The sequence below is a fragment of the Vibrio zhugei genome, from assembly GCF_003716875.1.
Classification (GTDB): Bacteria; Pseudomonadota; Gammaproteobacteria; order Enterobacterales; family Vibrionaceae; genus Vibrio; species Vibrio zhugei.
On sequence record NZ_CP033078.1, the window covers coordinates 1,556,977 to 1,568,849 of the forward strand.

Here is an 11,873-nt window from a genome sequence, read left to right on the forward strand (position 1 = left end):
AATTGTCACATCATTCGAAAATTGGGAGTGGGTTCTAAAGTACACCGTATGTCTCGTAGTCACCATCGAGCGAGACCACGCTATCTTGGGTATAAATTACAACAGTGCTTCTATATAGATTTACCAGGTTGGATATTCTAAGCCACCCTTACCTATTTAGTATTAGTACTTATTTTCAATATATTAATTAACGCTTAGCATAACCACATAAGTGAAAATTACAATCCTATCAACTCAATAACATCTCTTTTTTGTGACGCAGGAGAACGATGCGGAATCCACTTATTTCAATAAGACTTTAGTTGCTATTCAGGCCTTCGTCTAGTCATCCAATCGTGTTTAAAACAGAGGCTCCGCGTAATGCATACCTAGCCTCCAGCAAGGAGGCGAGTCAAAATGTAATCCCTTAGGCTGTTTCGCTCCCGAACTGTGCCATATATAACGTTATTCCTCCCGCACCTATCGTCAATAGAACTATACTTAATAGGTAGATATGCCAAATATCCTTCATCCACTTTTTATCACCGGAATACAGGAGGCAATTATGGAACGCGACGATTTAGGAATCTGTTTAAACTATCGTTTACTCGGGCATCACTTACATTCGACATTTACAAGTGTCCGTGCCTATAAAGTTGATTCATCTGAGCACAATGAAGTGATCGTGATTTTCTCTAGCCCTCAGATGACAGGGCGAGATGTACTGAAATCCATGGATACCGAGGACGATCTTGAATGGCGTGCGGAGCATCTGTGCTGTGAAACCTGTCATTTTTAGCTAAGATTCGTCAAAAAATGTGGAGCGCAGTGATGTTTTTACATTCCTTGTATGCATCAAAGTGATTGCTATGCTATATGTCTGACTTATAATCATTTATTCAGCTTATCCTAACCAAGGTTGGTTACATATACAATGAAATCATTGGCTTCTTATCTCATTAGCACGGCAATCGCTTTTCACGCGTTTCCAATATCAGCCGCGCCTATTTCTTTTATGCAAGCGTGGGAAGTGTTGCAACAAGATAACAACTCATTAGCAGCAGAAAGAGAAAATGTGGCGCGTTACCAACATCTCAAAGATGCCACGGATAATCTGTCCTACCCTCGTGTTTCAGTCGGAGCCAGTTATACTCGTTTGGATGATGACATTACATTATCGGGTAAAAAGATCCTCGATAACACCAAACTCACCGGCCCCAAACAGGTAACCTCAACATTATCGACTCTCATTGAGACCATCAATCAAGAACTCTCCGCTCTTGGTGGCATTGGAAGTACCACGCAAATAAGCAAGCAGGATGTGGTACATTCGTCGATTCGTGCTATCTGGCCGATATTCACTGGTGGCCGTATTAGCGCTGCGCAGGATGCCGCTCAAGGCAAGCAGAATGAAGCCTCCAGTCAATTGAAAATGGAAACACTCGCTCGATATGAAGATTTAGCAAAATACTATTTCAGTGTCGTGTTAACAAAAGAAGTGTTGAATACGCGTTTAGCCGTAGAAGCAGGACTCACGAAACATCGCGATAATGCAGTCAAACTCGAACAACAAGGTCAAATAGCCCATGTTGAACGTTTACAGGCAGACGTGGCTCTTGATAAAGCCATCATTGAGCGCAAAAAAGCACAAAAAAATGTCGACATAGCGCAAAGTGCACTCACTACGATTTTAGGCCAAAACTCCGTGGTCTCTCCTAAAGATGGGCTATTTACCAATCGGACTCTGCCACCCATGAGCGCGTTTACTCAGCAAACGCTCGCCACCTACCCTGGACTGGCCATCTTAGATGCCAAAGAGAAGCAAGCCACCAGCTTAAGAAAATCGGAACAAGGTAAGTATTATCCGAATGTTTACCTTTTTGGTAGCTACAACCTCTATGAAGATGACTCTATCGCTAGCCAGCTAAAACCGGATTGGGTGGCGGGTATTGGCGTGAATATTCCCTTGATTGAAAGTACAGGGCGAAGTGATCGAGAAAAAGCCGCATCAAGTGCGATTTCCCAAATTCACTATTTGCGAGCTCAAGCACATGAGGATCTGTCTGTTTTAGTTCAACGTACCTACCAACAAGCTGAGCAAGCGCTCGAAGAAGTGTCTGGATTAAACTCCAGTCTCGATTTAGCCAAAGAAAACCTACGTTTACGTCAGAAAGCCTTTAATCAAGGGCTGTCGACATCCGTCGATGTCGTGGATGCAGAGCTGTATCAAGCACAAGTACGTACTCAGCAAGCGGTTGCCAGTTACAATTATTTGATAGCCCTCACCACACTATTAGCACTCAGTAGCGAAGTGGACACATTCTCACACTATCGCCGCTCCGCTATAACGTTATATCACGCTCCAAGCGCTGCTCCTTCACCTAGATCTGAGGTTGTAAAATGAAACGTATCACTCAAAGTTTGATTGCTTTGTTCGCCCTCCTCCTCATCGGCGTTATCGCTTGGGGGTTTTATCAAGCCTATCAACCTCAACCCATTCGAATTCAAGGCCAAATCGATGCACAACAATATAGTATTTCCTCGAAAGTCGGCGGTCGTATTGATGAAGTGCTTGTGAGAAAAGGTGACCGCGTCACAAAAGGCGAATCTATTTTTACACTCCATAGCCCAGAAATTGACGCTAAATTAGAGCAAGCCGTCGCCGGTCAAAAAGCGGCTGGAGCCATGGAAGCCGAAGCACGCAACGGAGCGCGCGAACAAAAAATTCGAGCCGCAAAAGATAAATGGATGAAAGCACGCAGTGCCGCCTTACTTGCGGAAAAAACCTATCGCCGGATTAATAATTTATACAATGATGGGGTGATCTCCGAACAAAAACGTGATGAAGCCAAAACACAATGGCAAGCCGCAAGCTACACAGAAAGTGCCGCTCGACAAATGTACCAGCTCGCTAAAGAAGGGGCTCGAAAAGAAACCATTGAAGCCGCGAGTGAGAAAGCCAAAGCGGCCGCGGGTGCGGTGGCTGAAGTCCAAGCTTACGCTGATGATACTCACATCACCAGTTGGTTTAATGGCGAAGTTTCGCAAGTGTTGTTGCATAGTGGAGAGCTGGCGCCACAAGGTTTCCCCGTTGTCACCGTCATCGATACAAGCGATACATGGGCAGTATTTAATGTTCGTGAAGATCGCCTTTCACACTTTAAAAAAGGCAAAGAAATTCAGGCATTTGTGCCTGCGCTTAATCAAACTCTCACATTTAAAGTGACCCATATTGCAGTGATGGGAGATTTTGCCACATGGCGTTCGACTGATGCCTCACAAGGTTTTGATTTGCGTACTTTCGAGGTCGAAGCTCACCCGATCAAACCGCAGCCTCAACTTCGCATGGGAATGACTGTTGCTGTAGAGCTGGCGCCATAGTCTTATGAGTGTTAATGCATGGACCCTCATCAAGCAAGATAAATGGCTACAGAGTGCTATCGTGTGGATGCCTCTGGGTCTGGCGTTGCTATTATGGTGGATTTTTTCTCAGGGGATTGTCCGCGCCTTACCGGTGGGCGTTGTCGATTTATCACACAGCGAACGCTCACGCCAAGTTATTAGGAACATTGACGCCACCTCGGCATTAAACGTGATACGCGTGTACCCCAGTCAAACCATGGCAAAATCCGATCTCATTGAAAGTCATATCTATGCGTACACCGTCATTCCTCGTCATTTTGACCGGGATATCCAACGTCATCAGTCCCCTAAGATCACCACGTTTTACAATAGTCAGTATATTTTAACTGGCCGTTTGATAAGCTCGGCCATGACTAAAGTCATGCAAACCATGAGCGCTCAAATCGATGCAGGGCATCGCTTAGCCAAAGGCAATCAAACATTAAGCCAAGTGAAAGGGGAAGCCGTTCCTGTGGGGACTCAGCTCACCCCCCTATTCAATCTCAACATGAACTACGCACAGTTTTTGGTGTCAGGGATCATCCCCGCGTTATGGCAAATTGCCATTGTCACTAGTACTATTTTGGTGTTGTCGACCTACCATCAACGTTTTGGCCTCATAACGTGGCTAGGTGAGACACCATTTCACCGTTTGGCTGACGCACTCTGGCCATTTGCCCTGTGGTTTGCCGCGCAAGGTATCGCGTTTATAGGATGGTTTTATTATGTGCTAGATTGGCCACAACAAGGGCAACTTTGGGTCGTGGTACTCGCGCAATGGCTGACAATTGCGGCCTGCATCATTATGGGGGGGCTATTTTATTTTATCACCCTCGATCCTGCTCGTGCCCTCAGCTTTTCGGCGGCATATACCGCGCCAAGTTTTGCCTTTATGGGGATCACTTTCCCTGCCTCCAATATGGATACACTTGCGCAAGTTTGGCGTAACCTACTGCCAGTGACTCACTACATCAAGGTGCAAATCAATCAAGTGAATTACGACCTCGCCCCATTCCCCAGTCTGCAACCCATGTTATGGATGACGATGTATCTTATTCCGCTCCTTATTGGTCTGGGGCTGGTACGTTTACGTCTTCGCGCAGCAGCGACATCGATACAGTATCAGGGAGACAATCATTAATGCGTCAGCTAATTCAAGAATGCAAAGCCTTGTTCACTAATAGCGTTGTGGTCATCACAGTCTTTGGCGGCGTGTTTTTTTACTCGTTTTTATACCCCCTGCCCTACGAACATCAAATTCCCAGAGATCAACCCATTGCGATCGTCAATTTAGACAACAGCCAAATCAGTTACCATCTAGAACGTATGGTGGATGCCACGCCTCAATTGCAAGTGGTGGAACGCATTCATTCTATCGAACGAGCAAAACTCGACTTTTATCAAGGAAAGATTGCGGGCTTTTTGGTCATTCCAAATCACTTTTATCGTGATCTTGCCATGAGCCACCACCCGACACTCGCTTATGCGGGTGATGCCTCTTATTTTTTGGTATACGGAACCGTGGTTGAAGGGCTATCACAAGCCGCTGGCACCTTAGCTGCAAAAGTCAAAATTCAACACTTACTCAGCAGCGGTGATGCATTGACACAAGCTAAGCAGACCCTCTCGCCACTGCAAAACAATCTCAAGCCCACATTTAATGCACGTATGGGCTATGTCGACTACGTAGTGCCTGCGGTATTTGTGCTAATTTTACAACAAACCATGGTCATGGCTGCGGGGTTACTGGGTGGCACACAAAAGCAAAGCCATGGATATTGGTCAGACAGTTCACAATGGGCTCTACTCGGTGCTCGTACCATCGTACTCATATTGATTTACTATATATTGAGTGCCTACTATATGGGAGGAAGCTTTCACTGGCATGGCGTCAAAACCATCGCTGCGCCAACCAACGTATTACTCCTATTGTTGCCGTTTTTATTCAGTACCTGTTTCATTGGTATCTTTTTAGGCGCCATAACACCCAGTCGAGAATACGTCACATTAATTGTCTTGGTCAGCTCAATGCCTCTGGTTTTTTCCGCTGGGTTCATCTGGCCAATAGAAAGTATTCCACAACCTATCGTCTGGGTCGCCAATCTGTTTCCAAGTACGCCAGGAATACAGGGTTTCCTCGCGTTAAACCAAATGGGCGTCCATTGGCAGCAAATCTCAACCCAATGGACACAGCTCTGGCTACAAGCCTTATTTTGGGGGGGATTAGCTTGGTGGCAGTTTGCTCGTCATGGCCGAATGGCATCGACTAATCTTGCCAACGACGGCGCATTTTCTCGATAACGGCGGGCTCAATATCATGTATGCTGCCGAATTCATCTTGGCACACGATGATCTTGAGCTTAGCCCGGTAGCGCTGTGCTAACCTTTTATAGAAAGCCATTTCCCAATGGCGAACAAACGTGTTCGACACCACGATACTTTGCCCCTGTTGGAGCCAATATTCACTGCGTTGCTGACACCAGGTGTGTGCAGCACTCAGTTGGTCAGGCTGAAAACAATACTCGCCTTGTGCATTGATAAAAAACATATCCGCTTCCAAATGCACTCCTGGTAAACGTTGTGCCAACGTCGATTTACCGGAACCTGGTAAACCGCGAATAAGTGTGACAGTCAAAGTCATTTCCATTACACCACAGTCTGAATGCGTACCATCAGTATCTCGGTGAGCCTCACTACTCATCGATTTACATCCACTATTTTTTTGATAAAAAACCACACACATGAGCGCAGGATCGTAACTAAAGTCGGACTTTAGTCTCGACATTATCGATGTTTTAGGTTATAAGTCTAGATGTATAGACGTCCAAAATAACAAAGGGAGTATGTTGTGCCTATTAAGATCCCCGATCAACTACCAGCGAGAGATGTGCTACGCCAAGAGCATATTTTTGTCATGCCAGAATCACGAGCAACCACACAGCAAATTCGTCCGCTGAAAGTCTTGATCCTGAATCTCATGCCAAAAAAAATAGAAACGGAAACCCAGTTTTTACGCCTACTCTCTAACTCTCCATTGCAAATTGATGTGGAGCTATTGCGGATTGATGATAGACCCAGTAAAAATACACCAGAAGAACACTTAAACTCTTTTTACCGCCAATTCGATGTGGTGAAGAATCGCAATTTCGATGGTCTCATCATTACTGGTGCGCCATTGGGTCTAGTAGAATTTGAAGATGTGATTTATTGGAGCCACCTACAAGCTGTCATTGCTTGGGCAAAGGATCATGTTACGTCTACCATGTATGTTTGTTGGGCCGCTCAAGCCGCGTTAAAATCGATTTATCATCTTCCTAAACGCACCCGCAAAGAAAAACTGTCTGGGGTCTATGCCCATGACACTCAGTTTCAATATCATCCACTCACTCGTGGTTTCGATGATACCTTTTTAGCACCGCATTCACGCCATGCGGATTTCGATCCAAATTATCTCGCCGAACATACCGACATTGATATCCTCGCCGTATCACCACAAGCTGGAGTGTACCTTGCCTGCACAAAAGACAAACGGAATGTGTTTGTCACTGGTCACCCAGAATATGATGCTGACACTCTGCATGATGAATATCAACGTGATCTCAGCCAAGGGCTCGCTCCCATGATGCCCATTAATTATTATCCGGACGGGGATCCAAGTAATACGCCGAGCGCCACGTGGCGCAGCCACGGTCACTTACTCTTTGCAAATTGGTTAAATTACTGCGTTTACCAACAAACACCCTTTGATTTGGATAACTTTAGTGAAGATAAATTCACCAAGGACGATGAATAGAAGGCTTCGATGGGCATCACACAGCGGTGCCCATAAACACACTGGCTACGAAACAATTTTGATACGTCAGTCGCAGTGTCCTGACCACACACTGTCGATTGGCTGTGTGGTCTTTACTATCGATCACTCGTTCCATAATCGATATAAAAAGTCCGATGCTAATCTCTCCTTCAAAGGCACATACCATTCAGAAACCGCGATACTGTCGACTCAATCGGTTGGTCATCGTGATAATCATACTTGGGGGATTATTCGCACTCTCAGGCTGTGTTCATGCGCCTATGAGCAACGTTGATAATACACAGATTGCCGATAATCGACTGACGTTAGCGATGGCCTATCTAGAACGAGGGCAATCGAAAAAAGCACTGACGAATTTATATCGCGCGCAGCGAGCGGCACCACATTACCTACCGACACTAATGGCTTTCGCGCATTACTACACCACCGTGAAAGAAACCGAACGCGCCACAACCACGTATCACAAGGCTTTACAACACTACCCGCATAATAGCCAACTATTGCACAATTTTGCGGTATTCCTTTGTCAACAGACCCATTATATTCAAGCTCAGCACTATTTCGATAAAGCCATCAAACAACCCTATTACCAAAATGTGGCGCTCAGTTATGACAGTGCGGCCCAATGCTGGTGGCGCGCAAGAGAAAAAGACAAGGCCATACGGTTTATGCAACAAGCGGTCAATCATGCACCGAGTCGTCCGCACATGCTAGTAAGACTATTGCGTATGTATATAGAAGAAGACCGGTATGAAGAAGCCGAGCACGTATACCAACAACACCAGCAGTTGTTCAGTCGCGCTCAGCAACAAGGCTGGGAAACGATATTTCACCGCCACCACACAACCGAGTCAGTATTGGCAGCACAGTGATGACCATTAATGCTTTCTTAAATTGGTAGGCCTACCATCATCGCCACCTTTGCGATCGCGATAATGCATGCGACGACGATGATGAGTGTTTTTCACGCGAACCGATTTGAGATATTCACGATAAACAATGCGGATAAAAAACCCCAACCCAACAAGTAATAACAGGGTAAACACGAAAAAAAATGGCTTACATAACCAATTCGGTTGGCAAGGCACAAAAAATTCAAAGTCCATGTTACCTCCAAGAGGATCAGCAGTCGTTATACCTGTATCGGCCAAGATGTACACAACTTAACCTATCATGCTTCTTGCGACCATTGTTTGCGCTGCTCAGCGTTTTGAAAGCTCCACGCAATAAAACGGCTGATTTTTTGACCTTGAGCCATATCGACAATTCGCACATCACACGCCCCGACTTTCGCTAACTGCTTTTTCATCCAACGTACATTGTCTTTTTTCGAAATCAAACTGGAAAACCAAAGTACTTGCGTTGCATAGTTCGCACTATCTTGGACTAAGCGGCGCAAAAAGCTGGCTTCTCCCCCCTGACACCACAACTCGCCTTGTTGACCACCAAAATTTAACGTTAGTGCCGTCGATTTGGTCTGTTTAGACGATGATACGTTCGCAGATTTCGTCCGTTTGTGTTGATGTTTACCTAAGTTGGTTAATTTACGCCGCGTCCTCTGCTGAGCCTCTTCGGCAGACGCATGAAACGGCGGATTACAGGTTGTCAGTGCATAGCGCTCTTTGGGCAAAATAATCCCTGTAAACATGGTTGTTGGCTGAGATTGTAAACGTACAACCACCTTATCTTTTAAGCGTGAGTTATTCTCAACAATATTGGCGGCATTGCGAATAGACACAGGATCAATGTCGCTCCCCACAACCTGCCAGTCATACTCGGTGGCGGCAATAATCGGATAAATCGCATTCGCTCCCATACCAATATCGAGCATGGTGATCGCTTGTCCTTGTAATGTTGGACAATCTGAGAATAGAAGCTCGGCAGCACGATGAATGTAGTCCGCGCGCCCAGGGATTGGCGGGCACAAATATCCCACTGGAATTTGCCAAAAGTGAATACCATAATGATGCGACAATAGCGCTTGATTTAATAACAACACCGCTTGAGGGTCACTAAACGGGATAGTCCACTGTCCACGTGGATTTTTCACTAAATAAGCCCGAAGTTCAGGGACTGCTTGGCTTAATAACTCAAAATTATATAAGCCCTGATGACGGTTCTTGGCATGCAGACCCGGTTGAGAATGACACGTTACCACATTCATCGACACAGCATTTCCTGACGATGGAGTCGGCTTCGTACCGCGAGACACTTTTTTGCGTGATGAAGGATAAGGCTTACGGTGTTTCGAAGTGGCGGGCGTTCCCATGATGATTTGTTCTCATTGCAGATGATCGTGGTAGGTACAGATTAACGCGCAAAGTTTACCTGAATCCTACAATTATGCCACTGCAGAACAATTGCATCGAAGTCAGTGCACCGCTACACTGCGCTTCCTAATATTCGCTTAAGGAGTTTTGTTGTGAAACGCGTCGTTTTGTATGTCAAAGATAAATGTCCTCACTGTAAGGATGCTCAGCGCTATTTGGATAGTAAAAACATTCCTTATCGACTCTGTAATGCGAAAATGCAGCGCGGTCGTAAAGAATTGGATGCGATAGGTGCCCGCAGTCTGCCTGTGTTAAAAGTCGGCGATCGGGTGATGATCGGCTGGAATTCTGGGAATTTTGAAAAGCTATATCGTTCACGTCAGTAAATACAAAAAGCACGGGCACAAATAAGAGTTGTACGAATGCTCATGCTCGATTTGTGCTATTATCGTCCCATTATTATTGACGTCTTATCGCTATGAACACACTCCAACGTATTGATTCCATCTCACAACAAGTTAATCAATGGCTTGATGATGTTGTGATCGGATTAAACTTATGCCCCTTTGCAGCCAAACCCCAAAGAAATCAGCAAATTAAGATTCATGTCAGCTTGGCCACCTCTGAGGAGGTCCTGTTGAGCGATATCGAACAGTGCTTACGTGAATTGGATGCCAAATCTGCAGAGGATCTCGAAACCACATTACTCGTGGTTCCGGATATGTTACATCACTTTTTTGACTACAATTTTTTCATCGATTGGATCGACGCTCTTATTCGCCAAGAAAACTGGGAGGGGACTTATCAGGTTGCCACATTCCATCCTGATTATTGTTTTGCAGACTGCGACCCAGAAGATCCCGCCAATTTGACGAATCGAGCCCCCTATCCTATTTATCACTTGATCCGAGAAGACAGTATGGAAAAAGTATTGAAACACTACCCGGATCCGGAAGCGATTCCAGACAATAACATTCAGCGTGTCACGAATCTCACCACCAGTGAAAAACACCGATTGTTTCCCTATTTATATCGTCGCTCATAAGGTCACTCACCCAGCAACGAACATCGATAAGTACGCAAGCAAGCGCAATTCATCATGGGCATTTTCACCATTGAATGCTACCCTGAGCGCCATCATCATAAAGAGAATAAAACATGAGCAAATTAAGCACTGATCTCCAAGCAAACCTAGCACTTTTCGTAGAAGAAACCCAAAATACACAAACCGTGTGGGGCCTGCAAACAGAAGAAGGTTGGTTATCATGTGACTCAACTGAATTCGCCAACAGCGAAGTGATGCCATTTTGGTCAACAAAAGAAGACGCTGAAACACACAATATTGAAGAGTGGGCAGAATTTGAAGTAGTGAGCATTCCACTGGATGTCTTTATTGAAGATTGGTTGGTCACGTTAGATGAAGACGGTGTATTAATCGGTCCTAACTGGAATCAAAATTTAGACGGTAAGGAAGTCGAACCGGCCGATCTTGTGAAATTGTACCTATAAACCGCAATACGATTATACAACAAGGTGTCTCGTACACCTTGTTCTTTCCTCCTCCAACACTCTTCCATAGCGAGGCGTACGCGGCTTTGCTACTATAAGCGCCAATCTTTATTTATTGGACTGGATTCATGCAACTTACCCAACTCTCTCAAGAACTCTTTGATCACTTATACCGCGATATTCGTGAATTCCGCACGACTTTTGATTTGCCGGTCGCTCAACCAGACACGCTGGATGCTCAACAAGATACATTACACTCATCCCTCATCATTGAAGAATTGACTGAGCTTGCACAAGCACCAGATAAAATAGAACAAGCCGATGCCATCGTGGATAGTATTTACGTACTCATGGGGCGCTTAGTCCATCTAGGCGCTAGCCAAATTCACGACAACCTATCAATCAGTTACTTTATTGATGTGTTACTAAACGTCGCCGCCAACTGCCAAATTAATTTCCTTGCTTGCTGGGACGAAGTACACAGCTCCAACATGAGTAAGGTATGTCGCACTCAACAAGAGTACGACGAAACACAAGCCTTTTATGCCAAACAAGGCATCACACTGACTCCTATCACCAAAGGCGACTACATCATTGCCAAGTGTGCCAAGGATTTTACGTCTGACGCCAAAACCATCAAGGCTGGTAAAGTATTAAAATCGGTGTATTATCGCCCAGCGAATTTGGCGCCGATCGCTTAATAAGGTAACGTCTCATTACGAGTGAATGATAGTTATATAAAAATGGCAATGCGTGTTTAATGCATTGCCATTTTTATTGATTGGATACCGCCCCAGTTTACTCACCAATTGGTTACATCCACGTAACAACGCAATAATTCCAGCCAAAAAACACTCCCTGCCAAAATAAGACACATTGCCGTTTCCGTTTATTATTGT

Annotated in this window: 13 protein-coding genes and 1 pseudogene; 11 read left to right on the forward strand and 3 right to left on the reverse strand. The window is 45.2% G+C overall.

All coding sequences use genetic code 11. The features are described from left to right. The first annotated feature begins 544 nt into the window (after positions 1-544). From EAE30_RS12420 to EAE30_RS12440, 5 genes and pseudogenes are all read left to right on the forward strand, one after another. A complete protein-coding gene (locus EAE30_RS12420) occupies positions 545-778 on the forward strand; it encodes a hypothetical protein (RefSeq protein WP_123016201.1) in 234 nt (77 codons plus the stop codon). Positions 779-916: 138 nt separating this feature from the next. After that, positions 917-2,383, forward strand: a pseudogene (locus tag EAE30_RS12425) (TolC family protein); the annotation flags it as partial. Continuing rightward, positions 2,380-3,360, forward strand: coding sequence for an HlyD family secretion protein (locus tag EAE30_RS12430; RefSeq protein WP_123016203.1), 981 nt, complete (start codon positions 2,380-2,382; stop codon positions 3,358-3,360). The pseudogene EAE30_RS12425 and the gene EAE30_RS12430, both read left to right, overlap by 4 nt. A gap of 4 nt (positions 3,361-3,364) precedes the next feature. Continuing rightward, positions 3,365-4,522 carry an ABC transporter permease gene (locus EAE30_RS12435; RefSeq protein ID WP_123016204.1) on the forward strand — a complete coding sequence of 386 codons (1,158 nt, stop codon included), beginning with the start codon at positions 3,365-3,367 and terminating at the stop codon, positions 4,520-4,522. After that, the gene (locus tag EAE30_RS12440) at positions 4,522-5,682 is read left to right on the forward strand and encodes an ABC transporter permease (RefSeq protein ID WP_123016205.1); all 1,161 of its coding nucleotides are present in this window, start codon (positions 4,522-4,524) and stop codon (positions 5,680-5,682) included. The genes EAE30_RS12435 and EAE30_RS12440 overlap by 1 nt, the downstream gene beginning before the upstream one ends. On the opposite strand, the gene EAE30_RS12445 is transcribed toward EAE30_RS12440, so the two are convergent. Next, entirely contained in the window at positions 5,648-6,022 is a 375-nt protein-coding gene (locus EAE30_RS12445) for an ATP-binding protein (protein ID WP_123017365.1), read from the reverse strand. The two genes, EAE30_RS12440 and EAE30_RS12445, sit on opposite strands and share 35 nt — an antisense overlap. 207 nt (positions 6,023-6,229) lie before the next feature. Here EAE30_RS12445 and metA point away from each other — a divergent pair, with 207 nt between their 5' ends. Further along, positions 6,230-7,174 (forward strand): homoserine O-acetyltransferase MetA, encoded by a 945-nt coding sequence (metA, locus tag EAE30_RS12450; RefSeq protein WP_123016206.1) that lies wholly within the window; start codon positions 6,230-6,232, stop codon positions 7,172-7,174. A gap of 281 nt (positions 7,175-7,455) precedes the next feature. Then, positions 7,456-8,067: a hypothetical protein gene (locus EAE30_RS12455; RefSeq protein WP_164711858.1), complete on the forward strand. Its 612-nt coding sequence runs from the start codon at positions 7,456-7,458 to the stop codon at positions 8,065-8,067. A 6-nt stretch (positions 8,068-8,073) separates the two neighbouring features. Here EAE30_RS12455 and EAE30_RS12460 read toward each other — a convergent pair whose 3' ends face one another. Beyond that, entirely contained in the window at positions 8,074-8,301 is a 228-nt protein-coding gene (locus EAE30_RS12460; RefSeq protein WP_123016208.1) for a hypothetical protein, read from the reverse strand. Positions 8,302-8,366: 65 nt separating this feature from the next. Further along, positions 8,367-9,464, reverse strand: a complete 1,098-nt coding sequence (gene rlmF, locus EAE30_RS12465) for a 23S rRNA (adenine(1618)-N(6))-methyltransferase RlmF (RefSeq protein ID WP_123016209.1) — start codon at positions 9,462-9,464, stop codon at positions 8,367-8,369. Positions 9,465-9,617: 153 nt separating this feature from the next. Between rlmF and EAE30_RS12470 the strand changes: the two genes are divergently transcribed. The 4 genes from EAE30_RS12470 to EAE30_RS12485 all read left to right on the forward strand — a co-directional run bounded on the left by EAE30_RS12470 (position 9,618) and on the right by EAE30_RS12485 (position 11,675). Continuing rightward, positions 9,618-9,851, forward strand: coding sequence for a glutaredoxin family protein (locus EAE30_RS12470; RefSeq protein ID WP_123016210.1), 234 nt, complete (start codon positions 9,618-9,620; stop codon positions 9,849-9,851). Positions 9,852-9,943: 92 nt separating this feature from the next. Beyond that, a complete protein-coding gene (locus EAE30_RS12475; RefSeq protein ID WP_123016211.1) occupies positions 9,944-10,510 on the forward strand; it encodes a DUF1415 domain-containing protein in 567 nt (188 codons plus the stop codon). Positions 10,511-10,623: 113 nt separating this feature from the next. Continuing rightward, positions 10,624-10,974, forward strand: a complete 351-nt coding sequence (locus tag EAE30_RS12480; RefSeq protein WP_123016212.1) for a DUF2750 domain-containing protein — start codon at positions 10,624-10,626, stop codon at positions 10,972-10,974. Between the two features lie 128 nt (positions 10,975-11,102). Beyond that, positions 11,103-11,675 carry a nucleoside triphosphate pyrophosphohydrolase family protein gene (locus EAE30_RS12485; protein ID WP_123016213.1) on the forward strand — a complete coding sequence of 191 codons (573 nt, stop codon included), beginning with the start codon at positions 11,103-11,105 and terminating at the stop codon, positions 11,673-11,675. Positions 11,676-11,873 lie beyond the last annotated feature (198 nt).